This is a genomic window from Cupriavidus respiraculi, from assembly GCF_914271545.1.
GTDB lineage: Bacteria > Pseudomonadota > Gammaproteobacteria > Burkholderiales > Burkholderiaceae > Cupriavidus > Cupriavidus respiraculi.
The window spans coordinates 666,397-691,475 of the sequence record NZ_CAJZAH010000002.1 but is presented as its reverse complement, the minus strand read 5'-3'; the positions used below and the strand labels follow the sequence as shown (position 1 = coordinate 691,475).

Genomic DNA, 25,079 nt, shown 5'->3' with positions numbered 1-25,079 from the left:
GCAAGCAGGAGAACAGATGAACGTATCGTTCGAGCCCGATGCCCGGCTGCGGATCGACAAATGGCTGTGGTGCGCGCGCTTCTTCAAGACCCGTTCGCTGGCCGCCGAAGCGGTCGATCGCGGACGGGTGGAGATCAACGGGCAACCATGCAAGAATTCGCGCGAAGTGAAGCCCGGAGACACGGTCGTGCTCGAGGCGCACCAGCAGCGTTGGGAAGTGGTGGTCAAGGGGATCGCGCAGGCCCGCGGCCCGGCGTCGGTCGCTCAGACGCTCTATGAGGAAACCGAGGCCAGCCAGCAGGGGCGCCGCGCGGAGGCTGAGCGCCGGCGTCTGCATGTGGAGCCGACAGCCCAGCTGCAGGGGCGTCCGACCAAGCGGGACCGGCGCCGCATCGACGGCGTGAAGGAGTAGCGGCGCCCGAGGGGCCCCGGCTCAGCGCACGTACTGGACGAGATAGTGTTTGAAGACCGCCTTGCCGCTGCCATACTCGGTGTCGCGCGGGGTGAGCACCCCGGACAGGCAGATGAAGACGGTCATCATGGCCAGCGCGGCCAGCAGGACGAACGTCAGGAACGTCAAAACAGGCAGCTTTGGCATGGCGAGCCCCGGCGGAAAGAGCGAAGCGCGGCGCACGGTCGCCTAGGGCACCGGACAGCGCTACGTTGTTGTTATTGTGGAAGTTTTAGGTTTCATCTTAGAAGCTGCACTGCAGCAGAGCAATGCAGGTTCCCGGAACCCGCATGGGATCTTTGTAACCATGTGTGTCACGAGAACGAAGAGAGACTCTTGAAAATCTGCAGCGCGGGTCCCAATTCAGGGCTAGCTTTGCCGATTTACCAACCGTGACCCTTTGCGGGCCGCGATTTTGTACTGATACGGATCGACATGGAAGAACAGAATCAGAAGCCATCCAACACGCCGCCGGTGGATACCGTCGTCGATGAGGTCGCCAATGCGCCGGTCGAGCAAGCCGGCAATGCCCCGCGGGACGATGCCGCTGCCCAGCTTGCCGCCCTGGAAGCCAAGGCGCGCGAAAACTACGATCTGTTCCTGCGTGCCACCGCCGAAGGCGAGAACATCCGCCGCCGCGCCCAGGAAGACGTGGCCAAGGCCCACAAGTTCGCCATCGAGAGCTTTGCCGAATACCTGCTGCCGGTGATGGACAGCCTGCAGGCCGCGCTGGCCGACAGCTCGGGCGACATCAACAAGCTGCGCGAAGGGGTGGAACTGACCGCCCGGCAACTGTCCAGTGCCTTCGACAAGGGACGCATCGTCGAGCTGAACCCTGTCGGCGAGAAGTTCGACCCGCACCGGCACCAGGCCATTTCGATGGTGCCTTCAGACCAGGATGCCAATACGGTGGTCACCGTGCTGCAGCGCGGCTATCTGATCGCGGACCGCGTGTTGCGGCCGGCGCTGGTGACGGTGGCGGCACCGAAGTAAGCACGGCGCAATCGCGGTGTAGCCAAGTGCAACCACGCCCGGTTCCCCAAGGACCGGGCGTCTTCATTTTTGGAGGGATGCCATGCCTTACCCGTTCGGCGCCGCCCCGGCGCCACATACGGACTACCGCGCTTTCGAGGCCTTCCACATGCGGGAGGTCACGCACGAGAGCATCGAGCAGGCCCTGGCCGAAGCGGGCGACAAGCTGGTCTGCGTGTTCTTCTGGGGCGAGGATTGCTACAACTGCGAGATGGCCAAGAAGGCCATGTTGCTCAACCCGGATCCGCTGCGCGAACTGGATCTGCACTGGCTGCACGGCAACGTCTACGCGTATCCCGCGCTGGGTCGCCGCTATGGGCTCTACGGCATCCCCGTGTTCATGTTCTTCCACAAGGGCAAGAAGCTTGGCCGGGCCACGGGCTGGCACGGCCATGGCCAGTTCGCCGCCGCGGTCGCCAACGCACGTCTGAAGGCCGAGGGCAAGCCGCTGGCCGGATGAGTTGCGAACCCCCCGGAGGGCGCCGGGGCCCGATTCGTCAGCGGTTCAAGGCGTAGCCGAGACGGAATTGCCACGGCAGCTTGCGGTTGTAGTCCAGCAGGCTCTCGCCATAGCCGACGAAATAGCCGGCCATCAGGTAGCCCGCCGTGCCGGGCAACAGCCGCGCGAGCGGGTAGGTGACCTGGGCATCCACGCTGCCGTAGGACTTGCGCGTGCCCTTGCGCAGCGTGGCCGCGAACTCCCAGGAGTCCGGCTTGCCGTAGGCGAGCTTCAGGTCCATGTAGCCCCGATAGTGGGCGATATCCGCGTTATTGTTCTTCGACAGGTAGTAGTAGGCCTTCGGCGTGACCGTCCAGTGCCAGTCGGTCTGGTCGCCCAGGTAGAAGGTCGGCTTGACGAAGACGGTATTGACGCTGCGCGAATCTTCGCCGTCGCGGCCGTTCGATTCGTGCTCCAGGCCGGTCGCCACCGACAGCCGGCTGATGGCGCTGTTGCGCACGCCGACGTCCGACAGGTAATAGAAGACGCTGGGCCGCAGATTGGTGTCGCGGAAGGGCTTGGACTCGCTGGACAGATCCCACAGCGAGAACTGGGTGTAGCCCAGGTACAGGTTGTCCAGCAGGCCCTTCGATGCCGGGTTTTCGCCCTGGAAGACCCGGTACTTGAAACTGAGCTGGAACTTGGCATTGGCGCCGCCGTGCGCGCCCACGAGGAAGTACATCGGCTCGTTGAACGACAGGCGGTCGCGGTCGCGCAGGTCGGTTTCGGCCACCGTCGGCGCCGTCGCAGCGCTTGGGGGCACCACGGGAATCACCGCTTCCTCGCCCGTGGCCGCAGCGACCTCGGCCGCCTTGTCAGCGGCCCGCGTCTGTGCAACGGCGCGGTCGGCCGGCTGTGCCTCCGGAGCGCGATTGAGCGTGACGAGCACGGGAGCCGCGTCGATATCCACCGGATCGAGCCGGACCTCGCCGCGCAGCGTGGCCGGGATCTCGCCGCTGTACTCGATGGTGCGATGCTGTCCCTGCCGCAGCCGGATGGTGTCCGGGCCGGGGCCGACTCGTCGCATGACGATACGCACCGGCGGCTGCATGCCGGCCGACGCCGTCACGGTAATGTCGTCCGGTACCAGATAGTTGCGGTTCGCCGTGTCGGCGCTGACCAGCAGCTTCAGCACGAGGGGTTTGGTGCCGTCCACCACGCGTGCGGGCTGCAGCAGCGCGATGGCGGCGTTGGCGGCATTGGGCATCGTGGCCGCACAGGCGCCGGCGAGGAGCACGAGGCTGCCCAGGTGGCGCGCACGGAAAGGGGCGCTCGGCGCGCCGGCGGGAAACGGCTTGGGATCGGTCATGAGGGAAAGGCGGGGCCGGATTTGGCGATGCGGGCAAGGCTACCATGCCCGCTCGGACGGGGACTGTGACGATTTGTACGCCGGCATTGTGACGGCCTGGGCGCCTGAAGCGCCCGCTTTCAGCCGCGTGCGCGGCGCTGGACGCAGGCGATGTAGTGCTCGCCGTCCGGCGGCTGGCCGGTCCGCTGCGCCTGCCACAGCATCTCGCCGAGGCATTCCATCATGTGATGGTGGGCCTCGTGCGGGGAATCCAGCTTGCGGGCCAGCGTTTCGTACGCCGCGCGAATTCCGGGCGGCTGGTCGATCGACACCTGTTCGGCAATGGACAGGTGCATCGACAAATGCAGGAAGGGGTTGGTCTGGCCGCGTTCCGGGGTGTAGTCCTGTTGCAGCGACGAGTCCGTATCGGTGAGCTGCTCGTGGTACTCGGGATGCTCGCGGATCCAGTCGGTGGCGATGATTTCGAGCGGGGTGAGCACGCCGCCGGCCAGTTGCTTCTGCCAGGCATCGCAGAAAAACCGGCGGACTTCTTCTCGGGAGGGATTGAACATCATGGTGGCGGTATTGTAAGCCAGGGACCGGCGCGGCGCCGGTCGGTCGGCCGAGCCCTGGCGCTCCCGCCTTCGGCACCACATCCCGCACTAGAATGCCGGATTCCGTTCCAATGCGCGCCGCGCCGCCATCACGATGACCGTCCCCGAAGCCACGACCGCCCGACAGGCCTACGCCCGCGACAAGCTGCTCGGCGTGCTGCTGATCGCGATTTCGGCCAGCGCCTTCGGCGCGATGGCGATCTTCGCGCGCTTCACCTACGAGGCCGGGGCCGATGTCTACGGGCTGCTGGCGGTGCGCTTCGTGCTGGCCACCGCCGCGCTGGCGGCGGTGATGCGGGTACGCGGCATACGGCTGCCGCCCTGGCGGCGCGTGCTGGCGCTGGCGGCGATGGGCGGCATCGGCTACGTGGGGCAGTCGTTCTGCTTCTTTTCGGCGTTGAACCATGCGCAGGCGAGCCTCGTGGCCTTGCTGCTGTATCTGTATCCGCTGTTCGTCACCGTGCTGGCGGCGATCTTCCTGAAGGAGCGGCTGACCGGCGCCGCCATCACGGCGCTGGTGCTGTGCTCGCTGGGCGCCGGGCTGACGGTGGGCGGCGGCGAGGGCAGCGCCCTCGGCATCGCGCTTGGCCTGGCGTCGGCGCTGATCTATTCGGTCTACATCATCGTCGGCGCCCGGCTCACCCCGGGCGTGCATCCGGTGGCGACGACCGCCATCGTCTGTGGCGCGGCGGCGCTGGTCTACGCGGCGGTGGGGGTGCTGCGCACCGCCGCGGGCGTGCCGCCGTCGTTTCCCGGTACCGCGCCGGGCTGGCTGGCGCTGGTCGCGATCGCGCTGCTTTCGACCGTGCTGGCCATCCTGACGTTCTTCGCCGGACTGCAGCGGCTGGGGGCCGCACGGGCTTCCATGCTCTCGACGCTGGAGCCGGTGGTGACGGTGGTGCTGGCGGCGTTGCTGCTGGGGGAACACATCGGGCCGACGCAGACCCTCGGCGGGGTGCTCATCCTGGCCGGCGTGCTGTGGCTGACCCGGCGCGGCACGGCACCCGAAGACGATCAATGGAATTGAACGGCTCCGTCAAAAGCGCTGTGGGGACGACGTTGCGGCATCGGTAGAATTCGCGCTTTCCTTTTCCCATTCAGGAACGAGCGCATGACGCAGATCGCCCCGGCCGCGCTGGCCCAGCTCTTTACCGAAGCCCGCACGCACAGCGTCTGGCAGGACCGCAAGGTGGACGACGCCCTGCTGCACCAGCTCTACGAGGCCATGAAGTTCGGTCCGACCGCCGCCAACAGCTCGCCGGCCCGCATCGTCTTCGTCAAGAGCGCCGCCGAGAAGGCGCGGCTGGTCGAGTGCGTGGCGCCCGGCAATGTCGACAAGACCCGTTCGGCGCCGATCACCGCGATCATCGCCTTCGACAACGCCTTCCACGAGCAGCTGCCCAAGCTGTTCCCGCACGCCGACGCGCGCTCCTGGTACGCCGGCAATGCCGAGAAGATCGCCCGCGATGCGCTGGTCAACAGCTCGCTGCAGGGCGGCTATTTCATCCTGGCGGCGCGCGCGCTGGGGCTGGACTGCGGTCCGATGGGCGGCTTCGACGCGGCCAAGGTCAACGCCGCGTTTTTCCCCGACGGCAAGTGGTCGGTCAACTTCCTGTGCAACCTGGGGTATGGCGAAGCGGACAAGCTCCATCCGCGGGGGCCGCGCCTGTCGTTCGACGAGGCCTGCCGCATCGTCTGACGCGGGACGCCCGTCCCGGCTCCGCCGCCGGACCTATGCGTCCGGCGGCGTCAGCACCTTGTCGCGGTACTCGCACAGTGGCTCGATCACGCAATGCCAGCACTCCGGGCGGCGCGCCTTGCAGACGTAGCGGCCGTGCAGGATCAGCCAGTGGTGCGCATCCTGCAGGAACTCCTCCGGCACCACCTTCAGCAGCTTCATCTCGACAGCCTGCACCGTCTTGCCGGGCGCGAGGCCGGTACGGTTGCCAACGCGGAAGATGTGCGTGTCGACCGCGATGGTGGGGTGGCCGAACGCGATGTTCAGCACCACGTTGGCGGTCTTGCGCCCAACGCCGGGCAGCGCCTCCAGAGCTTGTCGGTCGGCCGGCACCTTGCCGCCGTGCTGCTCGACCAGGATGCGGCAGGTCTGCAGCACATGCTTGGCCTTGGTTTTATAGAGCCCGATGGTCTTGATGTACTCGATCAGCCCGTCCTCGCCCAGTGCCAGCATCGCGGCGGGCGTGTTGGCCACCGGGAAGAGCCTGCGCGTCGCCTTGTTGACGCCGGCATCGGTGGCCTGCGCTGACAGCAGGACCGCGATCAGCAGCTCGAAAGGCGAGCTGTATTCCAGATCGCTGGTGGGCGTGGGATTGTTCTCTCGCAGCGTTTCGAACAGGGCGCGTCTCTTGGCGGCGTTCATGGCTTGGGCTTGGAGTCGGGGAGGGCGCCGTCCTGCGTATCGGCCTGGCGGTCTGCCCGCATGCGGGCGCGCCGGGCCTCGGCCGCGTCGATCTGGGCTTGCACCGCTGGCGAGACGTTGTCCACGTTGCGCGGCTGCACGGACTGCTGCTTCTGGCGGGCGCGTTCGATGGCGGCCTGGATGATGGCCTTCTTGCGGGCCTGCGCCTCGCGCTCCGCGTCCGACAGCACCGGCTCCTGCTGCAGCGCCTCGAGCTTGGCCGCCGCCTTGGCGGCAAGGCGCGCCTCGTTCTCGGCCTGTTCGCGCCGCAGTCGGGCGGTGCGGGACTCGTGGCGCGCGCGGGCGGCATCGGCCTGCACCTGCGACCAGGCATCCCAGCCCGTGCGCGCGCCCGTCACGTTGACCATCGAGATGCAATCGACCGGGCAGGGCGCCACACACAGGTCGCAGCCGGTGCACCAGTCCGGCAGCACCGTGTGCATCTGCTTGGGGGCCCCAACGATGGCGTCGACCGGGCAGGCCTGGATGCACAGCGTGCAGCCGATGCACAGCGTCTCGTCGATCACCGCCACCGCGCGCGGCTGCTCGGTGCCGTGGCTGGTGTCGAGCGGCAGCGGCGCGACGCCCAGCACGCGTGCGAGGCGCTCGATCCCCGCGGCGCCCCCGGGCGGGCAACGGTTGCAGGCCGCCTCGCCGCGCGCCATGGCCTCGGCATACGGCCGGCAGCCCTGGAACCCGCACTTGGTGCATTGGGTCTGCGGCAGCAGGTCTTCGAGGCGATCGGCGAGCGGGGCCGGTTCGGTGTGGCCGGCGGTGGGCGGCGGGATGGGGATCACGACAACTTGTTTTGAATGGCGACAATCAGGCGCGCCGGGCCTGGACAGACTGGGCGGCGACGCGGCGCGCGGCAGGGATTATCCCCGATTTTCAACGGCAGGCAGTAACGGCGATGATGCCCGCTTTGCCCGGCAGCGCACCGCCTGTCCAATGGTCAGCGCACCGGCGGGGCCCGCGACCGCCTGTGCCATAATCCGCCAACCTTCGAGCCGGTATCGCATGCCAAACGACAGCCAAGACGCCAAAGAAAGCCAAGAGGTCAACGCGGTCAGGGACGCCAGGGAGCCGCGCGCACGGCGCGACCCGGAGGGCACGCGCCGGCGTATCCTCGCCGCCGCCACCGAGGAATTCGCCCGCGGCGGTCTCGCGGGCGCGCGCGTCGATCAGATTGCTCGCCGCGCCGAGACCAACGAGCGGATGCTGTATTACTACTACGGCAGCAAGGAAGGTCTGTTTCTCGCGGTGCTCGAGCGGCAGTACGCCGATTTTCGCGCCGCCGAGGAGCAACTGCATATCGTCGACGAGAACCCCGAGGACGCGGTACGTACGCTGGCCCGCTTCGTGTGGGACTGGTACTACGAGCATCCCGACTTCATTCGCCTCGTCAACAGCGAGAATCTGCACGAGGCGCGCCACCTGAAGAAATCCACGCAGTTGCACCAGCTGATCAATCCGGTGGTGAAGGTGCTGGAGGATATCGTGCGGCGGGGGCAGCGGCAGGGCGTGTTTCGCGACGACGTCGATGTCTCGCAGCTCTACCTGACCATTTCCGCGCTGGGGTACTACGTGCTCTCGAACCGCTACACCATCAGCGCGGTGATCGGCCGCGACGTGGCCTCGCAGGACGAGCACGCGCGCTTTGCCAGCCTGCATTCGGACATGCTGTTGTCCTATCTCACCCGGCGCTGAGCCACGCTGGCAGGACCGCCGCGTCGCGCGGCGGCGGGCCCGCGGGCTCAGTGATACTTGCGGATGAAGTCGCGCAGCTGCGGGTAAATGTCCTCGCGCCAGCGGCGTCCCGAGAAGATGCCGTAGTGGCCGCAGCGGGCCGCGGTGATATGGTGCTTGCGCGTCTTGGCGATGCCGCTGCACAGGTCGTGCGCCGCGGCGGTCTGGCCGGCGCCCGAGATATCGTCCAGTTCGCCTTCGATGGTCAGCAGCGCCGTGCGGGCGATGTCCTGCGGTCGCACCAGTTCGCCGTCCACCGTCCAGTTGCCGTTGGCGAGGCGGAATTCCTGGAACACTTCGCGGATCGTGTCGAGGTAATACTCGGCCGCCATGTCGAGCACCGCGTTGTATTCGTCGTAGAAGCGCACGTGGGCTTCGGCGTCGTCGGCATCGCCCTGCACGAGACTCAGGTAGTAGTCGTAGTGCGAGGTCAGATGGCGGTCCGGATTCATCGCGACGAAGCCGGCGTGCTGCAGGAAGCCCGGATAGACGCGGCGACCATGGCCGGGATAGTTGGCCGGCACCGTGTAGATGACATTGTTCTCGAACCACTCGTACGACTTGTTGGTCGCCAGCGAGTTGACCGCGGTCGGGCTCTTGCGGGCGTCGATCGGGCCGCCCATCATGATCATCGTCTTGGGCGTCTTCTCGCCAGCCGACGCCATCAGCGAAATCGCCGCGAGAACCGGCACGGTCGGCTGGCAGACCGAGATCACGTGCAGTTCGTCCGCGCCGATATGGCGGATGAATTCCTGGATGTAATGGATGTAGTCGGACAGGTGGAAGGGCCCGGCCTCGACCGGCACCATGCGGGCATCGACCCAGTCCGTCACATAGACCTTGTGGTCCTGCAGCAGCGTGCGTACGGTGTCGCGCAGCAGCGTGGCATGGTGGCCCGACAGCGGCGCGCAGACCAGCACCACCGGTTCGTCCTTGAGCAGCTTGATGGTTTCGGAGTCGTCGGCATAGCGCTTGAAGCGCACCAGCTTGCAGAACGGCTTCTCGACCACGGTCTGTTCGACGATCGGGATATCGCGTCCGTTGGAGCGCACCGACTTGATGTCGAAGGCCGGCTTTTCATATTCCTTGCCGAGCCGGTACAGCAGTTCGTAGCCCGCGGCCAGACGCGTGGCGCCGGGCACCAAAGAGAGCGGACTCAGCGGGTTTGCGAAGGTCTTGGCGGTCGCCTGGGCCCATGCCGTCAGCGGATTGAGAATCGTGCGCTGAAATTCGTGGAGTTGATAGAGCATCGCTAAACCTGCCTTGCAATTCGAGGATGTTACGGATTATGCGCGCAATCGAACGGTCGTGCGCTTGCAGCATATAGACCTACGTTACTAATCAAACGGCAAAAAAACAGTAGGACAATGGCTGTATTTCCGCAGTACAACAAAAAAGCGGCCCGGAGGCCGCTTTTTTGTTGGTATATCGTGCAGCGCGGGGTTACAGCACCGCAGCAATGGCGTCCACGACTGCATCGATGTTGCGGGTATTGAGCGCCGCCACGCAGATGCGGCCCGTCCCCACTGCATAGATGCCGTGCTCGTTGCGCAGGCGATCGACCTGTTCGGCGTTCAGGCCTGAATAGGAGAACATGCCGCGCTGCGCCTTCACGAAGGAGAAGTCGCGCGACACACCCTTGGCGGCCAGCTTGTCGACCAGCGCATGGCGCATCTGCTTGATGCGGTCGCGCATCTCGGCCAGTTCCTGTTCCCACATCGCGCGCAGCTCGGGGCTGTTCAGCACGGCCGCAACCACGGTGCCGCCGTGCGTCGGCGGGTTCGAGTAGTTGGTGCGGATCACGCGCTTGACCTGCGACAGCACGCGTTGCGATTCTTCCTTGCCGGTCGTGACGATGGACAGCGCGCCGACGCGCTCGCCGTACAGCGAGAAGCTCTTCGAGAACGAGCTCGACACGAAGAAGGGCAGGCCCGATTCCGCGAACAGGCGCACCGCGGCGCCGTCTTCGGCGATGCCGTCGGCAAAGCCCTGGTAGGCCATGTCCAGGAACGGGATCAGGTTGCGTTCCTTGATCAGTTGCACGACCTGCTTCCACTGCTCGGTCGACAGATCCACGCCGGTCGGGTTGTGGCAGCAGGCGTGCAGCACCACGATGGTATTGGCCGGGTAGGACTTGAGCGACTCCACCATGCCGGCGAAATTCAGGCCGTGGCTGGCGGCGTCGTAGTAGGCGTAGTTGACCACGGGGAAACCGGCCGATTCGAACAGGGCGCGGTGGTTTTCCCAGCTCGGGTCGCTGATGGCGACCTTCGCGTCCGGGTAGAGGCGCTTGAGGAAGTCGGCGCCGATCTTCAGCGCGCCGGTACCGCCGAGTGCCTGAGCCGTCACCACGCGACCTTCGGTGATCAGCGGCGACTCCTTGCCGAACAGCAGGGTCTGCACGGCCTGGTCATAGGCGGCGATCCCTTCGATGGGCAGATAGCCGCGCGGCGTGGCCGAGGCCAGGCGCGCTTTCTCCGCTTCCTGCACGGCGCGCAGCAGGGGGATTTTTCCTTCGTCGGTGAAGTACACGCCAACGCCCAGATTGACCTTGTTGGCGCGGGTATCGGCATTGAAAGCTTCATTCAGGCCCAGAATCGGGTCGCGCGGGGCCATCTCGACGGCAGAAAACAAACTCATTTGGGATCTCGTGGTCGGCTATGAAAGAAATCGGTAGGCGTAGAATGCTTCGCACTGCGCTGGCTCGGGCGAAATTGGCTTGAATTTGGCCGCGTCAGCCCCGAGATTCTAGCGTATCCGCCCGTTTTCCTGAGGTTTTCCCCTAGTCCTTATGTCGAATCTTGCCGAAGTCGCGCCCGCCCTGGACGAAGAAAGGTTCGTCAGCTTTCCCGATTCGCCGTTCCAGCTCTATCAGCCCTATCCGCCGGCCGGCGACCAGCCCGAGGCGATTCGCCAGCTGATCGAAGGGATCGAGGACGGGCTGTCGTTCCAGACGCTGCTCGGTGTGACCGGGTCCGGCAAGACGTACACGATGGCCAATGTGATCGCCCGCATGGGCCGGCCGGCCATCGTATTCGCGCCCAACAAGACGCTGGCGGCGCAGCTCTATTCGGAGTTCCGGGAGTTCTTTCCGCGCAATGCGGTCGAGTATTTCGTCAGCTATTACGACTATTACCAGCCAGAGGCCTACGTCCCGCAGCGCGACCTGTTCATCGAGAAGGATTCGTCGATCAACGAGCATATCGAGCAGATGCGGCTGTCGGCGACCAAGAGCCTGCTGGAGCGGCGCGACACCATCATCGTGGCGACGGTGTCGGCGATCTACGGTATCGGTAATCCGAGCGAATACCACCAGATGATCCTGACGCTGCGCGCGGGCGACAAGATCAGCCAGCGCGACGTCATCGCGCGGCTGATCGCCATGCAGTACACGCGCAACGAAACGGATTTCCAGCGCGGCACGTTCCGCGTGCGCGGCGACACGCTCGATATCTTTCCGGCGGAGCACGCCGAAGTGGCCGTGCGCGTCGACATGTTCGACGACGAGGTCGATTCGCTGCAGTTCTTCGATCCGCTCACCGGCCGCGTCAAGCAGAAAATCCCGCGCTTTACCGTCTATCCGTCCAGCCATTACGTCACGCCGCGCGAAACGGTGCTGCGCGCCATCGAGAATATCAAGGCGGAACTGCGAGAGCGGCTGGAGACGTTCTACAAGGACAACAAGCTGGTCGAGGCACAGCGGCTGGAGCAGCGCACCCGGTTCGACCTCGAAATGCTTTCCGAACTGGGTTTCTGCAAGGGCATCGAGAATTATTCGCGGCATCTGTCCGGCGCGCGGCCGGGCGACCCGCCGCCGACGCTGGTCGATTACCTGCCGTCCGATTCTCTGATGTTCCTGGACGAATCCCACGTGCTGATCGGCCAGCTGAACGCGATGTACAACGGCGACCGCGCGCGCAAGACGACGCTCGTCGAATATGGTTTCCGGCTGCCGTCGGCGATGGACAATCGCCCGCTGAAGTTCGAGGAATTCGAGCGCAAGATGCGGCAGGTGGTGTTCGTCTCCGCGACGCCGGCCAACTACGAGCAGGCCAACGCCGGCCAGGTGGTCGAGCAGGTGGTGCGCCCGACCGGGCTGGTCGACCCGATCATCCATGTCCGCCCCGCGGCAACGCAGGTCGACGACCTGCTGTCCGAGATCCATCTGCGGCTCAAGGTGGGCGAGCGGGTGCTGGTGACCACGCTGACCAAGCGCATGGCCGAGCAGTTGACGGAATTCCTGTCCGAAAACGGCATCAAGGTCCGCTACCTGCATTCGGACATCGACACCGTCGAACGGGTCGAGATCATCCGCGACCTGCGCCTGGGCACCTTCGACGTGCTGGTGGGCATCAACCTGCTGCGCGAGGGCCTCGATATTCCCGAGGTTTCGCTGGTCGCGATCCTCGATGCCGACAAGGAAGGCTTCCTGCGCGCCGAGCGGTCGCTGATCCAGACCATCGGCCGCGCGGCGCGTAACGTCAACGGCACCGCCATCCTCTACGGCGACCGCATCACCGACTCCATGCGCAAGGCCATCGACGAGACCGAGCGGCGCCGTGCCAAGCAGATCGCCTTCAACGAAGCCAACGGCATCACGCCGCGGGGCGTGATCAAGCGGATCAAGGACATCATCGACGGCGTCTACGATCCCAACGAGGTCAAGGCCACGCTGCTCGCCGCCGAGGAGCGCGCGAAGTACGAGGACATGAGCGAGAAGCAGGTCGCCAAGGAAATCAAGAAGCTGGAAAAGCAGATGCTCGACCATGCCCGCAACCTCGAATTCGAGAAAGCTGCGCAGGTGCGCGACCAGCTGGCCAAGCTCAAGGCGCAGGTGTTCGGCACAGGTGGGGATACCGGGCTGCTGCCCGACTGAGCCGCGGAGCCGTTGCCATGAAGCGCTTTTCCATCTTGATGTGCTGCATGGGGAACATCTGACACCTCCCGGAAACCCGCATGGCACCGGGGGGTGTTCAATACTTGTTCAAAATTCGTTCGAAACTCAGGCGGCCGAAATGCGGACCTTGATGGGCGCGATGCCCCGCGGATTCTCGTAGAGCGCTGCCATACGTTCGGTGCTGTGCCCCAGCAGCGCCTTGGTGTCGACGTTGCCCTGCTCCAGATACGTGCGCTTGCACAGGCTCCGGATCTCGTGGAAGGTCGGGGCGTCTTCGCCGGTGATGCCGGCGAGGGCTCGCGCTTCGCTGAAGGCGTGCGTGATGCGGTCCGGATGAACCTTCGACCCGCGCGGCGCATTGCCCCACACGCGCACATGGTGGACGAGGTACTTACTCACCACTGACGTGCGGCAGTTCGCCACCACCTCCGCCAAGCTGACGCCGACGGCATCCATCCGCAGTTCGAGCGGGATAGCGATCGCTACTCCGGTTTTCGGGCGCACGACATTCAGCACGCCGTCGCGCGCCGCGGTCCGTTCCAGCGTCGCTATCGTGACGCGATCCTGGCCGCTGATGAGCGCCAGCATCATCGCGTTCTGCAGCCACTCCGCCACCTCCGGCGCGCGCGCGTAGATCGCCTGAAACGCCTCCATGGTCAGCCGGCCGCGCTTGACCTTGACCCGCGGGGCTTCCGTCACCTGAGCGGGGTTCGTCTGCATCCATCCGAGGGCGACCCCCTTCGTGCACGCCGAAATGAGCCTGCTCCGCAGGGATTGCGCCCACCGTAGTTTTCCCTCAGCCTTTACGGTCTCCAGAAAATCGGCGATATCCTTGGTCGTCAGCTCTGCACAGCGCTTCTCGCCGAGCGCGGCGGCGATCGCCTTGTCCTGCGCCTTGTGAGCGCGCAGGGTGTTCGCAGCGAGATCGCCTTTTGGCATCCGGCCCAGCAGATCGGCCACCGTCTCCGCTGACATGTCCATCCGCTCGACCAGCGATCGCCGCGGCGCGACGCGGTCCGCGTGCGCATTCGCCTCGTTCGCTTCCTGAATGGCCTGCGCGAGCGGCACGCGGCCGATCACGTGCGTCTTTCCGTCCAAGGGATTGCGCCAGGTGTAATACCCGGTGCGGGGCTCGTGGAGGTGCGGCGGGAAATGGGCCCGCTTCCTGATTCTCGGTCTGGCGGCCATTGCTATCCGAACACCCGTTGTGCAAGGCGCGGCTTCGCGCCGTCCTGGAATACGGCAGTCTCTTCGACGTAGTAGGCCCTGCCAACCTTCACCGGTGGCGGGTAGATCTTGCCGTCCTTGATCCACAGGCGCGCGGTGCGCACGGCCGGCGGCGGGTCAAACTGGGTCTTCAGCCATTCATCGAGGCGCTTCTTCATTCCTTTGCTCCGATCCGCCATGCCAGACGGGTCAATTCGATAATGCGTTTTGCTGCTGCTTCCATTCGATTTTGATATTTGCGTCAAGTCCCGGCGCATCGCCGGCGCTCGGGGGCGTCCCTCTTGATGTATGCGTCAAGCGGCGGTGTCGGGCTCATAGTTGCCATCCGCGCGCGGCATCTCCAGAACGACCTGCACCCGGTAGACCTCGCCATTGATGCGCACCATGCCCACCGGGTGCATGGCGCGCGCCGGCATCAGCGTCGTTGCTTCGATGTTCGAGACGGCCCGATCGAACTGGGTGATCAGGCCGTTGTGCATGCGCTTGCGTGTTACCTGGTCCATATGCGTCTCCGTCTGCATGGTCATGGTGCTGCGCTGAGTTCCCGCTCCGCCTGCCGCATCGCTGCGGTGAGCCGCGCCATTTCGTCGTGCGAGCCGCCCGGGCGATCCGGGTGAGCGGCCTGCGCGTGGCGGCGGTAAGCCGCCCGAACCGCGGCAATATCCCGCTCGCCCGGGCCGACGCCGATGGCCTCGCGCCACGAGATCCCGGCAGCGGGCGAGGGCAGGGCGGTGAAGCCGGTGAAGGCCCGGTCGAGGATCTGCGCGCCGCCGTGCCGCTCGATCGCGCGCAGCGCTTCCAGCGTAGCCGCAATGGCGGCCAGGTTGTCCGCCACAGCGCGGTACCGGTCGATCGCCATGACGCGCGGCGCGCCGGCGCGGTCCGTCCAGTAGACCGCGGCACCCGGGTCGGCGGGCTCGCGCTGGCCCGAGCGTGGCAGGCCGTCCAGCCGGACCACGACGTTGGTGCTGATGATGGCCGAGCCGGGCCGCGCGCCGAGACGGCTGAGCTCGTCCTGCACGCGCTTCACGCCGTCGGCGACGGTCAGGGCCTTGGTGGTGGTCCACGACGAGCTGGCGCCGTTGGTGTACTGCACCGTCCGGCGGTCCTTGCGGCCAAAGCGTGCGTCCGCGCGCTGGGCGTCGGTCTTGCGCGGCCAGCCAGAGGGCCAGGAGAGGGGGTAGTTCGTCATGTTACGATTGCCTCACTTTGGAGCGATAGCTATGCCATACGACAGCAAGACCAAAATTGACGACTTCCACGGGTTCGAAATCGCCGTCGAGTGCATTCAGCATCGGCAGTCCGGGCCCTGGGAGTACGAAGTTACTGTGCGCGACCCTGACGGGCGTCAGGTGCTTCCTCCAGTCCGCTCGCACGATGGCGGAAAGCCGACCTTTGAAGAAGCGGCCAAGGTTGGGATCGACCAAGGTCGTCGCTTCGTTGACGATTTGCGCAGGTAGCATTTACGCAGCTTCCTTAATCCGCTTCGCTTCTCGCGCCGACCAGCTCGCCAACTCCGGCACATTTGCGCGCGCCAGTGCCGCGGCCATCGGCGGACTCACGCTGTTGCCGCACATGCGGACCTGCGCGTGCTTCGGCAGCCGGCGGCCGTTGATGACTGGCGCGATCACGTAGCTGCTGGGAAACCCTTGCGCGGCGTACAGCTCGTGCGGCTCAAGCATGCGCATACCGATGTCGGCGATCTGGTACTGCTCGCCCGCCACAGTGACCAGGCCCAGCCGGTCCTTGGTCGGGATGGTGTGCATCGGGTCGCGGCAGTCCTGATCCTGTCCTCCCTCGCTGTAGTACTTCACGAGGAAAGCACGGACCTCGCCGATATGCGTGCCGCTGGCGGTGACGGTCGGCACAGGCTCGGCCGTCGCGCTGCCGGTGCATTCGCCGCGCAGCTTCACCAGGTGCGACGTCGCGATGGCCGTGTCGCCCTTGGCCGTGATGGTCTGCATTGACTCGCCAGCGTCGCGGGGCCGGCTCTGGCCCGCGCGGCCGCCGCAGCCGACCAGCTGCGCCGACACCAGCGCGTGGTGGTCGGTCGCCGTCACGGTGTGCAGGGGGTCCCGCAGCTCGTGGCCGACCACGCCTGTGAAGTGCTTCGCCATGAAGGCGGACACCAGCGCATGCTTGGCGCCGCCGGCCACTACCGTGCCGAGCGGCTTGTCGAGTCCCGGCGCGCGCGGCGCCTGGCCCGGGCGCTCGCCGTATCCGGTCTGCACCAGCGTGGGTGCCACGATGCCGAGCGCGTGCGGCGCGCCAGCGGGGTTCTCCTTCGGCCCCGCCGTGATCGTCGGCATCGGCGTGCGCAGGTCCGCTCCGGTGCTGCCCGTGCGGAATTTCGTGAGGTGCGGCGCCACGACGGCGTGCCGCGCCTCGGCGGTGATCGTGGTTATCAGCTGCCGGCCGGGCCACACCGGGGCCGTGCCTGAGCCGCGGTGATCGATGCCTACGATGAACGGGTCCGCTGCGTCCATGACATACCGTTGCAGGCCGCGCGCAATGCGCCGCTGCGTGGCCTCGGCCAGCGGCTTCGCGCGCTCGAAGATGGACGGGCACGGGATGGACCAGTCGATGCACTCAGCGGCGGTGCGCCACGGCTTGCGCTGTTTGGCCACCACCGCGGCGCTGTCCGGCGCGCCGTGGGTCGGCTCCGGCCAGACGATGGGCTGGCCATCGCAGCGGGCGACCAGGAAGAGGCGTTTGCGGATGGTGGGCGCGCCATAGTCGCAGGCGCGTAGCTCGCGCCATTCGACGGCGTAGCCCTTCTCCTGCAGCTGCCGCACGAACGAGCGGAAGGTGTCGCCCTTGCGCTTCGGGCACGGGTTGCCGTCGGCGAGCACCGGGCCCCACGTTTTGAATTCCTCGACGTTCTCCAGCATGATCACGCGCGGGCGCACCAGCGCCGCCCAGCGCATGGCTACCCAAGCGAGGCCGCGGATGTTCTTGTCGCGCGGCTTGCCGCCCTTCGCCTTGCTGAAGTGTTTGCAGTCGGGCGAGAACCACGCCAGGCCGACGGGGCGGCCGCGCGTCAGCGCCAACGGGTCCACGTCCCATACGGATTCGCAGTGGTGCTCCGTCTGCGGATGGTTGATCGCGTGCATGGCCACGGCCTCGGGGTCGTGGTTGATGGCGATGTCGACGTGGCGGCCGAGCGCCAGCTCGATGCCGCAACTCGCACCGCCGCCGCCGGCGAAGTTGTCGACGATCAGTTCGTGGCTGATGTCGAGGAGGAATTGGTCGCGGATCATACGCTGGCTCCCTTCCGCGAGGCGGCGAGGGCGGCGCGCAGGGAAAGCGCAAGCTCTGCCGCCTCGTTCAGCTTCGCAACGCTGACTTCCTTGCCCCATGCGTTGCGGATCGGGTTGGACGCGCACTGCGCGAACAGGTCGCTATGCGCGTTCTCGACGGCGTCGATCAGGCGCGTCAGCGCCTTCACCGCATCCACCCCGCGCGCTTCCTCGGCGGTCTTCGCAACGGAATCGTATTCGATCATCGTTTGCGCCATGGCCGTAGTGAAATCGTCGTGCGCGGCGAGGTTATCGCCCAATGCGCTCCATTTGCGCAGCATCGTTGCGACGGCCCATATCACGGCGCCCTTGTCGTGCCGGCTCGGCTTGAACTCGTAGCCGCGCGCTTCCTCGGCTGGCTGCTCGGCCGAGTCGCACAACGGGTGATGCGTGCCAGTCCATCCGCCAAGACGACGGCACTTGCAGTCGGCCTGCTGCTCGCTCGGCTGCGGGGCGGCGATGTTCGTGTCGCAAAGAAGACGATATGCGCTGCTGCACTTCGGGCAGGCTGCGCCCATTGTTCCGGTTTGAGCGCAGCCGGGACAGACATCCTCTTTCGGTGACGGACCAGTCCAGTCACAGTTCGAGCAGGATGCATCCTCGTTGTGCGCGTCGTTGATCCCGATATGCAAGCAGTTGCTGCATTCGCGGCACTCTGCATATACCGTCGCCTCCGGCACGCTCGGCGCAACGCGGGCGAGCATTTCGGCATTGGCGAGGACGCCGCCGATGCAGGAGCCGGCGATTTCGATCAGCGCGACGCCATTGTCCGCAAACTTCGGCAACGGGTATCCGCAGGCGTCGAACAGCCGACGAAACCGTTCCGCGAGGAAATCCACATCGCTGGCGTGCAGCATCAGCCCGCCGCCTTGCTTGTCAGCCGGCGCGGCGCGGCGGTTCCAGGCGGCAATGGCGTCGGCCTCGCAGTCGTGTCCCTGGGCCGCGCAGTCGCATTCCTCGCACTTCACGTAGTGCCGCTCGAATTCCGCCGATGCGAAGCTGCCTACGGTGATTTCATCAGACCCGCAGAACGGGCACGGTTTCAGGTCAGTTGCCATTGTCGCGGCCCTCCTGTTGGTTGGCGCGGGCGCGCTCGAAGTAGAAGATCACAGCGGCGCCTGTTTCGGCGATCAGACCGAACCGCTTCACCATGCGATAGATGGGCGTGTAGCTGCTCAGCGAGTCCAGATGCCGCTGAAGCGATTGGCGCCATTGCTCGACGGAAAAGGTGCTCTTGCTGATGTTGCACGGCGGGCAGGCCGGCATGTAGTTGTCCGCCGTGTCGCGCTCGGGGTTCAGCATCGGCCCGGCGCGCAGCCGCCAGCCGGCCGGCGTCTTCACGGATACGGCAGCGCGCATGACGGGCTCGATATGGTCGACGTGCCACCGTGCGGGCAGCGGCTCGCCGCAGTAGGCGCACCGGCCGTCGAACATGCGGCGCACCTGCTCACGTTCGGCTTTGCTCAGGCGTGCCATCACTTCCCCTCCTGCGCGGGTTGTCCGGAGCGGGCGAGGATGGCGCGAACGCACGCGAGGAACGCAGCCTCTGCCTCCGGTTTATGCCCTTCACGGAAGTGCTGGCGCGCAATGTCCATGATCTCGGCGTCCGACAGCCCCGCCTGCGCCACCGATGGGGCGGCTTGTGCGAGCCTGTCGGCAAAATCGCCGGCCACCTTGTCCCGCATTTCCGACCACAAAGGGTCCGCCAGAACGGCACCGTAGGCCCTGCCCCACGCGATGGCTTCTCGGAACAGTTCAGCCACAGCCTCGCCCACCGGCTGCGATGCGGGGGCGGGGGTGCCATTCCGTTCGCGCAGCGTGTTTTCGATGGAGACCACCACGCCATGGAGCGGCGCGACGAAGCCCATGCCGTAATCCAGAATCTCGTTAACGAACCGCAACTGCTCTTCCTGGCTCAGCCCTTTCCACGCCACCCGCTCCCGCCCCTGCTGCTCGGCGCCAGCCAGCACGGCCGCGAGCGAGTAGGGGCGGACGGACGACGCGCTGGCGCCTCCGTCCTTCAACGCCTGGGCCTTCTGTGCGGCAGAAATGACGCGGGCCGGGTCATCCTCGTGAACCCACGCCACTGCGGCAATGTGCGCGGCTCGGTTGTCGTCGTGCATCTCAGCTTTCCTCTTTGATCGTTGCCAGCAGGCCGGCCATCGGCCCAAACTTCACCCAGCGCGAGATTGGCCAGTGCGGGTTCTTCACCGCTGCGCGCTTTACCTCGATGGCCAGCTTTTCGAGCTGCGCGATCTGCAGCGACATGACGGCGTGCGCCTGGTGCGCGATCTGTCGCGCTTCGTCCGCGGTGGCGGCCGCGCGCTCGGCGGCCAGCAGCTGCCGGCGCAGTTCCGCGTTCTGACGCTTCAGCTCGGTGGACTCGCGCGCCAGGTCGACGATGTCTGCATCGACGTGCTGCGCGGCGCGGACGGGGGTTCCGATGGGCCAGCTCATGGTTTCGTTACTCCTTGGACTGCTGCGCAAACCTCGACCACGCGGCGGCATTCGTCGACGCTCATGTAGCCGATGTGGGTCTTCTCGATCGGCAGTCCGAGCTGCTCAGAGAGCCATCGATATCCGGCGCGCCGCGCATACCCTTTCGAACATCCCTCCTTGGCGATCTTTCGCTTCCAGAGAGGATCGAAGGCTGCATGTGCCTTGACCTTCCATTCACGCAGCTCTGCATTTGCTAGGCCGCCGAGGGGCTTCGTGGTGCCCGGGTGACAACCGACCCATGCCGCGCATGGAGAGCAGCTCCACACAGGCCCGTAGTTGCGTTGATAGGGATAGCCCTGGTCGCCAGCTGCAGTGAGGCGTGCGGGCTGCTTGCAGTAGCGGCAGAGCTTCTCCTTCGGCATGGCGCTACGCCGCTTCCTGCTGCGCCGGCTCTTCGGCGGTCAGGCTCATATGCACTTCCTGGCCGAGCAGGGAGAGCAGCCGCGCCGTAGTCTTCTCGTCGGGGTGCGCCTGCACGCGGAAGTTGACGAACACCGTGCCGCCTTCCTGCAGGTCGAACTGGAGCTTGTTGATGCGCGCGTCGCTCAGCACGATGTCGTCGGCCGCGCGCACGCCGTTGTGGATGGCCAAGCGCTGGTGCTCCCAGTCGCCATCCCACTTCAGGACGCCCAGGCTCGGGAACTTCAGGTTGGGCACATAGCCGGCATCGGTCACCAGGTCGCCCTGCACGGACTCGTCCTTGTGGTAAAGGCTGAATTTCAGCGAGGGGGCGAACAACGACAGGACGTCGTTCGACAGCCGCGCCTGCAGCTTCAGGTCGACGCCCAGCACGTTGTCGTCGCCGTGCTTCTCGTTGCGGGTGTTGATGTGGTTGATCTTGACCAGTTCGGTATCGAGTTCCAGCATTCGGTGGCTCCGGTAGTTAGGTGATCAGGCGGCGTGATCGAGCGCCGACAGGTCCAGTTCGCAAAGCCAGCCGATGACTTCGGCCTCGGTGGACTCGAAGTGGCTGACCAGCGCGTCTACGATCTCTGCGTCGGTGGGGCGAGCCGGCGGGCGCGGCCGGCTGGCGATCGGCATGACAGCTGCGGCTTGCCGGCGAACCGGTGCAGGCGTTCCGCCAAGGCTCGGTGCTCGGTCAGGCGCCGCGGCTGCAGGGGGCGCCGCTCGGGCGGCAGCGGCCTCCTGCTGCAGCTTTGCTTGTTCCTCGGCCCGGATGCGCTCGCGCTGAGCTTCTTTCTTGCGCTGTTCGTCTGCCCTGTGCTTGTCGATGCGGCTCGATACCACCAGGCGCAGGTCGTCCAGCTGCTTCGTGACCAGCGAGATGCGGTCCGCGAAGAGGAACTCGTGCCCGGCGGTCGCGCCGTCCAGGAAGACCATGTTGGCGCGAATGCGCTTCGCCGCCGCGTCGGCTTCAATCTTCGCGTTCGCCAGGACAGTGTCGATGGCGTCCTGAATGCTTGCCACCGACCGCTTGCCCTTCGCCGCGCCGGCAAAGTCCGGCATGCCCAGCGGCAGCCATGCGCCACCGGTCTCGGTCTTCAGCGCCTCGACGTGCTTGTCGTACGCCTGACGGCCGCCGCGGATGATCGATTCCTTGATCTCCGTTTTCCGCTGGGTTACCAGCTTGTCCAGGTCGAGCCGCACGCGCCGTGCTTCGGCGCTGATGTCGTCGATGGTGCGGAACAGCGCGTCAATGCTCGCGGTTTGCGACAGGGCGTGCTGCTTGGCGGCTGCCAACCGGTTTTCCACCTCGCCGCACCACTTCACCGTCTTCTCGGCATCAGCGAAGTCCTGATCGGTCGACAGGTCGCGATTGATCCCGCGGAACACGGCGACCGCATGGTCGCGGAATTCCGTCAGGTTGCTGGCCGTCACATGGCCGGTGACTTCCACCAGCAGTGCCGGCAGGGTCTCGGGCGTGCGGCCGACGGGCTTCACCTCCGCCGGCTGTGGCACGTACTCGGCCAGGTCTTTGCGGAACTGGTCCCAGCCGGCGCGGATGCGATCGAACCATCCCGGGTCGGGCGTGACGTCGGTCCAGACGAAGCGATCGCGGGTGCCATCCGACACCACGAACCGCACGCGCTCGGCGCCGGTCACCAGCATGATCTGCTGGCACTGCGGCATGTGGCTGTCCGGAACGAGGCCGGCGCGCACGCTGGCCGCCAGTTCCTCGTTCCACTGCTTGTGCTCGAAGGCGATGTCGCCGGCCATCGTCAGGCCGTCGCAGGACGCTGACAGGTCGCCGTCCGAGCAGGTGACGGGATACAGGTCTTCGCACAGGTCTTCCTCGACCAGCGGGCGGGCCAGTGCCTCCACCTCGTGGCCACGGTCGAGAATGCGCTCCTGCACGAAGTCGCTGAATTCCTTCGGCGTGCCGGTGTGCTTGATGTGCAGCAGCTCGGTGCGCTTCATGTACGGCGACAGGCCCAACATGGCCGCGGCCTCGCTGGCGCCGTGATACGAGAGGCGGAAGTGCTGCCAGTCCGGGCTGCCTTGCGTGAGGTTGTGGATCTGCACTTACTGGCCCTCCGAGGCGGCAGGCGCCCACGACGCGATCTCGATCTTCTGGTCCGCGGTCAGGGTTTCCTTGGTTTCGATCATGGCGATGAGGTCGTTGACCGGCTTGCCGGCCTCGATCGCCTTCTTCCAGCCGGGTGCCTTCTTTGCAAAGGAATCGGGGCTGCAGGCGGGCTTCTTGCCATCGCCGCGGGCGGCCGGCGCGTCAGCGGGCGTTCCTCCAGACTGCTCGGCCTTGTTGTCCATGACGGACTTCCACGTGGCCTCGCCATCCTTGATCGCGCCGTAGATGCCTCGCAGATCGACAAGCTCGGCCGGAGAGCAGCTGTCCAGCGGATGGCCCAGGTATGCGACCAGGTCGGAGACCTTCACGCCGATACCAGCGAACGCGTCGGCCACCTTTTTACGCTCGGCGTCGGGGTCGCGCGCTGCCTCGTCCATGCGGACACTCTTGATGATGTCCTCGGCCTCGTCCTGCATGTCGCCCGGGATGATCCGCAGGCCAAGCGTGCGGATCGCCTTCGAGATCTGTGCGGCGCGCTTGTTCAGCAGGTCATCGTCGTTCGCCGGGACGGTGTAGACGTCCTTGCCATAGCTGTTCTTGCGCACCGAGATATAGCTGCCGTCGTCGGCCGGCTTGGAGCGCTCGACGGTCTTCGAGACGCGCACGTCCAGCGGGTAGGTCAAATTCGATTCCAGATCGGTGACCGAAACGCGGTGGACTTCCTTGCTGTCGTCCTCGAAGATCATGGTCGTCTCGACCAAGACGTTGGTCATGCAGCGGAGTGCCACCTCGACGAAGCGGATACCCAGGCCCTCGACGCCCTGACCGATCGGTTTGCGGTAGTAGGCGCTCTTGTTGTGCGCGAACGACGGCCGGCGGCACTCGCGGAGCAGGGTCTGCCGCACCTGGTCCCAGTTGCGCGGGCGCTGCATCGCCATGATGTATCGGGCTTCGACCATTGCCTTCGCCTGCGCGGCGACGGCCGTCGAGGCGGTCTCGACAAGGGCGGTGGTGGTCTGCTGCGCTCCAAACTCGTTGCGCACAGCGAGGGCATTGGACATTACGGGTTCTCCGGTGGGTGTGGGTGATCAGGCGGCCGGCGACGACTCGACCTTCACGTACGGGTACTTCTCGGCGTGCGGCTTGATATGCGCGTAGAAGTGCGAGCCGATGGACTCGGCGCCGCGGAACGCCGCGAAGTCTTCCGCGCTGACGTGGCTGTAGTGGTAGAGCGACGTGGGCTGGCCGGCCTTGTTCTTGAAGCGGATCGCCAGCGTGTTGCTCCCGGCGTCGTGGCCGATGCTGTGGATCTGCGACGACTCGACGGCGTCGAGGTTGATCGTGCGCGGCTTGATTTCGATGTCCATGTTGTTCTCCAGTTGGTAGGACAGGTCAGGTGCCGACGCGCAGCGCGACGGCGAGATACCAGAAGACGCCCACGGCGATGCCGGTGGCGGCCATGGCGGCCCACTGCCGGCCGCGCGAGCACTTCGCCACGGCCAGCAGGGTGTTGGATGCCGGGTCGTAGGTCATGCCGACCTCCAGACAGCCGTGGCCGATGCGTCTTCGTTCATCCACGCGTACAGGCCCGACAGAGCAATGGCGCCGGCGGCGACAGCGAACCAGAAGGCGAGGGCGGAAAGGATCTTCACGATTGGCGCTCCAGTTGATCGAGGCACAGCGCGAGCACAGCCGCGCGGTCGTAGTTGCGCGGGCCGAGCCGCGCTTCGGTATTGCTGCCGGGGAAGACCACGGCCACGGACAGAATGTCGATGTGGCCGCCCTCGTCCTCGAAGTCGACGACCAGTTCGTAGTCAGGGCAGATCGCCGGGCCGTCGCTGCATTCGCGGACGAGGGTGCGCCGGCTCATAGCGGCCACCATGCGCTGAGCGCGACGAATAGAAGCGCGAGGAACGGTCCGGCCAAGTACGCCAGCACGGCGAGGAAAATCGCGTCACGGCTCATCGCTGTTGCTCCTTGACGCGGGCCAGCAGCGAATCCGCCTTGTCGAGGATCTGCCCGATGGTCATGGTCTGGCCGATGTCGTGCCTGGTGATGCGGTCGAACTCGTGGGCCGCTGGCAACTCGTTGGAGACCGTCTGCAGGGCGCCGGCGGCCCACTTCAAAGAAGTCGCCAGCTCCGAAACGAGGTTGTCGCGCTCCGCTTGCCGGCACGCGCACTGGTCGGCGGTCGGGGCCTTGCTCTTCACCGCCTTTGCCAGGCGCGCCAGCCCGGCGTCGCTCCACTGGTTTGCGGGCGCGCTCATGCCGCCACCCGTTCGGTGGTGAGCTCGCGGTAGTCGCTGCGGGCGTGCTGCTTGGCCTTCGCGGCTTCCTCCATCACGAAGGCGACGTTGTCGGCCACGATCTTCCCGAACTTGGTGTCGAGGTAGTTGCCGACGGCGGCCGCGTTGCGACGCAGGTGCTCGACCAGCCCTTCGCCAGGCTCGGCGCGCTGCAAGTGCAGGAGGAAGAGGTCGCCCAGGATCTCGAGGGCGTCGTCGCCAGAGAGATAGGCGTCCACCGCGCCAGCGCGGAGGTCTTGCTCGATCGCGTCAACTGCTTGGTGGTGATCCATCGCTCGCTCCATCGGTGTGTCGATGGAGGAATACTAGCAATG

At 66.0% G+C, this 25,079-nt stretch carries 34 protein-coding genes; 8 read left to right on the top strand and 26 right to left on the bottom strand.

Annotated features, from left to right (window positions below):
• The first annotated feature begins 16 nt into the window (after positions 1-16).
• On the top strand, positions 17-412 hold the full coding sequence (locus tag LDO27_RS10995) for an RNA-binding S4 domain-containing protein (protein ID WP_222201411.1): 396 nt from the start codon (positions 17-19) through the stop codon (positions 410-412).
• 21 nt (positions 413-433) lie between these two features.
• On the opposite strand, the gene LDO27_RS10990 is transcribed toward LDO27_RS10995, so the two are convergent.
• The gene (locus LDO27_RS10990; protein WP_222201410.1) at positions 434-598 is read right to left on the bottom strand and encodes a hypothetical protein; all 165 of its coding nucleotides are present in this window, start codon (positions 596-598) and stop codon (positions 434-436) included.
• Between the two features lie 288 nt (positions 599-886).
• On the opposite strand from LDO27_RS10990, the gene grpE reads away from it, so the two are divergent.
• On the top strand, positions 887-1,444 hold the full coding sequence (grpE, locus tag LDO27_RS10985) for a nucleotide exchange factor GrpE (protein WP_222201409.1): 558 nt from the start codon (positions 887-889) through the stop codon (positions 1,442-1,444).
• Positions 1,445-1,526: 82 nt separating this feature from the next.
• Entirely contained in the window at positions 1,527-1,943 is a 417-nt protein-coding gene (locus tag LDO27_RS10980; RefSeq protein ID WP_222201408.1) for a thioredoxin family protein, read from the top strand.
• A 37-nt stretch (positions 1,944-1,980) separates the two neighbouring features.
• Here LDO27_RS10980 and LDO27_RS10975 read toward each other — a convergent pair whose 3' ends face one another.
• Positions 1,981-3,291 (bottom strand): phospholipase A, encoded by a 1,311-nt coding sequence (locus tag LDO27_RS10975; RefSeq protein WP_377747099.1) that lies wholly within the window; start codon positions 3,289-3,291, stop codon positions 1,981-1,983.
• A gap of 119 nt (positions 3,292-3,410) precedes the next feature.
• The gene (locus tag LDO27_RS10970) at positions 3,411-3,842 is read right to left on the bottom strand and encodes a DUF1841 family protein (RefSeq protein ID WP_222202301.1); all 432 of its coding nucleotides are present in this window, start codon (positions 3,840-3,842) and stop codon (positions 3,411-3,413) included.
• Between the two features lie 136 nt (positions 3,843-3,978).
• Here LDO27_RS10970 and LDO27_RS10965 point away from each other — a divergent pair, with 136 nt between their 5' ends.
• Together LDO27_RS10965 and LDO27_RS10960 are read left to right on the top strand one after the other, a co-directional pair.
• Positions 3,979-4,911: a DMT family transporter gene (locus LDO27_RS10965; RefSeq protein WP_224041771.1), complete on the top strand. Its 933-nt coding sequence runs from the start codon at positions 3,979-3,981 to the stop codon at positions 4,909-4,911.
• A gap of 84 nt (positions 4,912-4,995) precedes the next feature.
• Positions 4,996-5,583, top strand: coding sequence for a malonic semialdehyde reductase (locus LDO27_RS10960; protein ID WP_222201406.1), 588 nt, complete (start codon positions 4,996-4,998; stop codon positions 5,581-5,583).
• A gap of 33 nt (positions 5,584-5,616) precedes the next feature.
• Here the strand turns inward: LDO27_RS10960 and nth are convergent, their stop codons facing one another.
• On the bottom strand, positions 5,617-6,264 hold the full coding sequence (gene nth / locus LDO27_RS10955) for an endonuclease III (RefSeq protein ID WP_224041770.1): 648 nt from the start codon (positions 6,262-6,264) through the stop codon (positions 5,617-5,619).
• Positions 6,261-7,091 (bottom strand): electron transport complex subunit RsxB, encoded by an 831-nt coding sequence (rsxB, locus tag LDO27_RS10950; protein WP_224042521.1) that lies wholly within the window; start codon positions 7,089-7,091, stop codon positions 6,261-6,263. The genes nth and rsxB overlap by 4 nt, the downstream gene beginning before the upstream one ends.
• 229 nt (positions 7,092-7,320) lie before the next feature.
• Here rsxB and LDO27_RS10945 point away from each other — a divergent pair, with 229 nt between their 5' ends.
• The gene (locus tag LDO27_RS10945; RefSeq protein ID WP_224041769.1) at positions 7,321-8,010 is read left to right on the top strand and encodes a TetR/AcrR family transcriptional regulator; all 690 of its coding nucleotides are present in this window, start codon (positions 7,321-7,323) and stop codon (positions 8,008-8,010) included.
• A 47-nt stretch (positions 8,011-8,057) separates the two neighbouring features.
• Here the strand turns inward: LDO27_RS10945 and LDO27_RS10940 are convergent, their stop codons facing one another.
• Together LDO27_RS10940 and LDO27_RS10935 are read right to left on the bottom strand one after the other, a co-directional pair.
• Complete coding sequence (locus LDO27_RS10940; protein WP_224041768.1) at positions 8,058-9,299, bottom strand: polyhydroxyalkanoate depolymerase; 1,242 nt, start codon at positions 9,297-9,299, stop codon at positions 8,058-8,060.
• A gap of 193 nt (positions 9,300-9,492) precedes the next feature.
• Entirely contained in the window at positions 9,493-10,689 is a 1,197-nt protein-coding gene (locus tag LDO27_RS10935) for an amino acid aminotransferase (RefSeq protein WP_224041767.1), read from the bottom strand.
• A gap of 151 nt (positions 10,690-10,840) precedes the next feature.
• Between LDO27_RS10935 and uvrB the strand changes: the two genes are divergently transcribed.
• Complete coding sequence (gene uvrB, locus LDO27_RS10930) at positions 10,841-12,925, top strand: excinuclease ABC subunit UvrB (protein WP_224041765.1); 2,085 nt, start codon at positions 10,841-10,843, stop codon at positions 12,923-12,925.
• A 126-nt stretch (positions 12,926-13,051) separates the two neighbouring features.
• Here the strand turns inward: uvrB and LDO27_RS10925 are convergent, their stop codons facing one another.
• The 4 genes from LDO27_RS10925 to LDO27_RS10910 form a co-directional block, all read right to left on the bottom strand.
• The gene (locus tag LDO27_RS10925; protein WP_224041763.1) at positions 13,052-14,134 is read right to left on the bottom strand and encodes a tyrosine-type recombinase/integrase; all 1,083 of its coding nucleotides are present in this window, start codon (positions 14,132-14,134) and stop codon (positions 13,052-13,054) included.
• A 2-nt stretch (positions 14,135-14,136) separates the two neighbouring features.
• On the bottom strand, positions 14,137-14,331 hold the full coding sequence (locus tag LDO27_RS10920; RefSeq protein ID WP_224041761.1) for an excisionase: 195 nt from the start codon (positions 14,329-14,331) through the stop codon (positions 14,137-14,139).
• A 135-nt stretch (positions 14,332-14,466) separates the two neighbouring features.
• Complete coding sequence (locus LDO27_RS10915; RefSeq protein ID WP_224041759.1) at positions 14,467-14,676, bottom strand: hypothetical protein; 210 nt, start codon at positions 14,674-14,676, stop codon at positions 14,467-14,469.
• Between the two features lie 20 nt (positions 14,677-14,696).
• Positions 14,697-15,365: a hypothetical protein gene (locus tag LDO27_RS10910; protein WP_224041757.1), complete on the bottom strand. Its 669-nt coding sequence runs from the start codon at positions 15,363-15,365 to the stop codon at positions 14,697-14,699.
• 31 nt (positions 15,366-15,396) lie between these two features.
• Here LDO27_RS10910 and LDO27_RS10905 point away from each other — a divergent pair, with 31 nt between their 5' ends.
• Entirely contained in the window at positions 15,397-15,633 is a 237-nt protein-coding gene (locus tag LDO27_RS10905) for a DUF6566 family protein (RefSeq protein WP_224041755.1), read from the top strand.
• A 3-nt stretch (positions 15,634-15,636) separates the two neighbouring features.
• Here the strand turns inward: LDO27_RS10905 and LDO27_RS10900 are convergent, their stop codons facing one another.
• From LDO27_RS10900 to LDO27_RS10835, 15 genes are all read right to left on the bottom strand, one after another.
• Complete coding sequence (locus LDO27_RS10900) at positions 15,637-17,433, bottom strand: DNA cytosine methyltransferase (RefSeq protein ID WP_224041754.1); 1,797 nt, start codon at positions 17,431-17,433, stop codon at positions 15,637-15,639.
• A complete protein-coding gene (locus LDO27_RS10895; RefSeq protein WP_224041751.1) occupies positions 17,430-18,530 on the bottom strand; it encodes a Lar family restriction alleviation protein in 1,101 nt (366 codons plus the stop codon). The genes LDO27_RS10900 and LDO27_RS10895 overlap by 4 nt, the downstream gene beginning before the upstream one ends.
• Complete coding sequence (locus LDO27_RS10890; RefSeq protein ID WP_224042519.1) at positions 18,520-18,948, bottom strand: HNH endonuclease; 429 nt, start codon at positions 18,946-18,948, stop codon at positions 18,520-18,522. Before LDO27_RS10890 ends, LDO27_RS10895 begins: the two co-directional genes overlap by 11 nt.
• Complete coding sequence (locus LDO27_RS10885) at positions 18,948-19,595, bottom strand: hypothetical protein (protein WP_224041749.1); 648 nt, start codon at positions 19,593-19,595, stop codon at positions 18,948-18,950. Before LDO27_RS10885 ends, LDO27_RS10890 begins: the two co-directional genes overlap by 1 nt.
• A gap of 1 nt (position 19,596) precedes the next feature.
• Complete coding sequence (locus LDO27_RS10880; protein ID WP_224041748.1) at positions 19,597-19,929, bottom strand: hypothetical protein; 333 nt, start codon at positions 19,927-19,929, stop codon at positions 19,597-19,599.
• On the bottom strand, positions 19,926-20,333 hold the full coding sequence (locus tag LDO27_RS10875; protein WP_224041746.1) for a zinc-finger-containing protein: 408 nt from the start codon (positions 20,331-20,333) through the stop codon (positions 19,926-19,928). Before LDO27_RS10875 ends, LDO27_RS10880 begins: the two co-directional genes overlap by 4 nt.
• Positions 20,334-20,337: 4 nt before the next feature.
• On the bottom strand, positions 20,338-20,838 hold the full coding sequence (locus tag LDO27_RS10870; RefSeq protein WP_224041744.1) for a hypothetical protein: 501 nt from the start codon (positions 20,836-20,838) through the stop codon (positions 20,338-20,340).
• A gap of 24 nt (positions 20,839-20,862) precedes the next feature.
• Positions 20,863-22,455: a YqaJ viral recombinase family protein gene (locus LDO27_RS10865; RefSeq protein ID WP_224041743.1), complete on the bottom strand. Its 1,593-nt coding sequence runs from the start codon at positions 22,453-22,455 to the stop codon at positions 20,863-20,865.
• On the bottom strand, positions 22,456-23,520 hold the full coding sequence (locus LDO27_RS10860; protein WP_224041741.1) for a hypothetical protein: 1,065 nt from the start codon (positions 23,518-23,520) through the stop codon (positions 22,456-22,458). It lies immediately after the preceding gene.
• A gap of 27 nt (positions 23,521-23,547) precedes the next feature.
• Positions 23,548-23,826: a KTSC domain-containing protein gene (locus LDO27_RS10855; protein ID WP_224041739.1), complete on the bottom strand. Its 279-nt coding sequence runs from the start codon at positions 23,824-23,826 to the stop codon at positions 23,548-23,550.
• A 25-nt stretch (positions 23,827-23,851) separates the two neighbouring features.
• Positions 23,852-23,992, bottom strand: a complete 141-nt coding sequence (locus tag LDO27_RS10850) for a hypothetical protein (RefSeq protein WP_224041737.1) — start codon at positions 23,990-23,992, stop codon at positions 23,852-23,854.
• Positions 23,989-24,111, bottom strand: a complete 123-nt coding sequence (locus LDO27_RS25590; RefSeq protein WP_290368816.1) for a hypothetical protein — start codon at positions 24,109-24,111, stop codon at positions 23,989-23,991. Before LDO27_RS25590 ends, LDO27_RS10850 begins: the two co-directional genes overlap by 4 nt.
• On the bottom strand, positions 24,108-24,329 hold the full coding sequence (locus LDO27_RS10845) for a hypothetical protein (RefSeq protein WP_224041735.1): 222 nt from the start codon (positions 24,327-24,329) through the stop codon (positions 24,108-24,110). Before LDO27_RS10845 ends, LDO27_RS25590 begins: the two co-directional genes overlap by 4 nt.
• Before the next feature lie 91 nt (positions 24,330-24,420).
• Positions 24,421-24,726 carry a hypothetical protein gene (locus tag LDO27_RS10840; protein ID WP_224041733.1) on the bottom strand — a complete coding sequence of 102 codons (306 nt, stop codon included), beginning with the start codon at positions 24,724-24,726 and terminating at the stop codon, positions 24,421-24,423.
• Positions 24,723-25,037 (bottom strand): hypothetical protein, encoded by a 315-nt coding sequence (locus LDO27_RS10835; protein ID WP_224041731.1) that lies wholly within the window; start codon positions 25,035-25,037, stop codon positions 24,723-24,725. Before LDO27_RS10835 ends, LDO27_RS10840 begins: the two co-directional genes overlap by 4 nt.
• Between the last annotated feature and the right edge of the window lie 42 nt (positions 25,038-25,079).

Bases quoted from the DNA above. Each gene is read 5' to 3' on its own strand.
- LDO27_RS10995 (WP_222201411.1), top strand. From the start codon at position 17: ATGAACGTATCGTTCGAGCCCGATGCCCGGCTGCGGATCGACAAATGG.
- LDO27_RS10990 (WP_222201410.1), bottom strand. From the start codon at position 598: ATGCCAAAGCTGCCTGTTTTGACGTTCCTGACGTTCGTCCTGCTGGCC.
- grpE (WP_222201409.1), top strand. From the start codon at position 887: ATGGAAGAACAGAATCAGAAGCCATCCAACACGCCGCCGGTGGATACC.
- LDO27_RS10980 (WP_222201408.1), top strand. From the start codon at position 1,527: ATGCCTTACCCGTTCGGCGCCGCCCCGGCGCCACATACGGACTACCGC.
- LDO27_RS10975 (WP_377747099.1), bottom strand. From the start codon at position 3,291: ATGACCGATCCCAAGCCGTTTCCCGCCGGCGCGCCGAGCGCCCCTTTC.
- LDO27_RS10970 (WP_222202301.1), bottom strand. From the start codon at position 3,842: ATGTTCAATCCCTCCCGAGAAGAAGTCCGCCGGTTTTTCTGCGATGCC.
- LDO27_RS10965 (WP_224041771.1), top strand. From the start codon at position 3,979: ATGACCGTCCCCGAAGCCACGACCGCCCGACAGGCCTACGCCCGCGAC.
- LDO27_RS10960 (WP_222201406.1), top strand. From the start codon at position 4,996: ATGACGCAGATCGCCCCGGCCGCGCTGGCCCAGCTCTTTACCGAAGCC.
- nth (WP_224041770.1), bottom strand. From the start codon at position 6,264: ATGAACGCCGCCAAGAGACGCGCCCTGTTCGAAACGCTGCGAGAGAAC.
- LDO27_RS10945 (WP_224041769.1), top strand. From the start codon at position 7,321: ATGCCAAACGACAGCCAAGACGCCAAAGAAAGCCAAGAGGTCAACGCG.
- LDO27_RS10940 (WP_224041768.1), bottom strand. From the start codon at position 9,299: ATGCTCTATCAACTCCACGAATTTCAGCGCACGATTCTCAATCCGCTG.
- LDO27_RS10935 (WP_224041767.1), bottom strand. From the start codon at position 10,689: ATGAGTTTGTTTTCTGCCGTCGAGATGGCCCCGCGCGACCCGATTCTG.
- uvrB (WP_224041765.1), top strand. From the start codon at position 10,841: ATGTCGAATCTTGCCGAAGTCGCGCCCGCCCTGGACGAAGAAAGGTTC.
- LDO27_RS10925 (WP_224041763.1), bottom strand. From the start codon at position 14,134: ATGGCCGCCAGACCGAGAATCAGGAAGCGGGCCCATTTCCCGCCGCAC.
- LDO27_RS10920 (WP_224041761.1), bottom strand. From the start codon at position 14,331: ATGAAGAAGCGCCTCGATGAATGGCTGAAGACCCAGTTTGACCCGCCG.
- LDO27_RS10915 (WP_224041759.1), bottom strand. From the start codon at position 14,676: ATGGACCAGGTAACACGCAAGCGCATGCACAACGGCCTGATCACCCAG.
- LDO27_RS10910 (WP_224041757.1), bottom strand. From the start codon at position 15,365: ATGACGAACTACCCCCTCTCCTGGCCCTCTGGCTGGCCGCGCAAGACC.
- LDO27_RS10905 (WP_224041755.1), top strand. From the start codon at position 15,397: ATGCCATACGACAGCAAGACCAAAATTGACGACTTCCACGGGTTCGAA.
- LDO27_RS10900 (WP_224041754.1), bottom strand. From the start codon at position 17,433: ATGATCCGCGACCAATTCCTCCTCGACATCAGCCACGAACTGATCGTC.
- LDO27_RS10895 (WP_224041751.1), bottom strand. From the start codon at position 18,530: ATGGCAACTGACCTGAAACCGTGCCCGTTCTGCGGGTCTGATGAAATC.
- LDO27_RS10890 (WP_224042519.1), bottom strand. From the start codon at position 18,948: ATGGCACGCCTGAGCAAAGCCGAACGTGAGCAGGTGCGCCGCATGTTC.
- LDO27_RS10885 (WP_224041749.1), bottom strand. From the start codon at position 19,595: ATGCACGACGACAACCGAGCCGCGCACATTGCCGCAGTGGCGTGGGTT.
- LDO27_RS10880 (WP_224041748.1), bottom strand. From the start codon at position 19,929: ATGAGCTGGCCCATCGGAACCCCCGTCCGCGCCGCGCAGCACGTCGAT.
- LDO27_RS10875 (WP_224041746.1), bottom strand. From the start codon at position 20,333: ATGCCGAAGGAGAAGCTCTGCCGCTACTGCAAGCAGCCCGCACGCCTC.
- LDO27_RS10870 (WP_224041744.1), bottom strand. From the start codon at position 20,838: ATGCTGGAACTCGATACCGAACTGGTCAAGATCAACCACATCAACACC.
- LDO27_RS10860 (WP_224041741.1), bottom strand. From the start codon at position 23,520: ATGTCCAATGCCCTCGCTGTGCGCAACGAGTTTGGAGCGCAGCAGACC.
- LDO27_RS10855 (WP_224041739.1), bottom strand. From the start codon at position 23,826: ATGGACATCGAAATCAAGCCGCGCACGATCAACCTCGACGCCGTCGAG.
- LDO27_RS10850 (WP_224041737.1), bottom strand. From the start codon at position 23,992: ATGACCTACGACCCGGCATCCAACACCCTGCTGGCCGTGGCGAAGTGC.
- LDO27_RS10845 (WP_224041735.1), bottom strand. From the start codon at position 24,329: ATGAGCCGGCGCACCCTCGTCCGCGAATGCAGCGACGGCCCGGCGATC.
- LDO27_RS10840 (WP_224041733.1), bottom strand. From the start codon at position 24,726: ATGAGCGCGCCCGCAAACCAGTGGAGCGACGCCGGGCTGGCGCGCCTG.
- LDO27_RS10835 (WP_224041731.1), bottom strand. From the start codon at position 25,037: ATGGATCACCACCAAGCAGTTGACGCGATCGAGCAAGACCTCCGCGCT.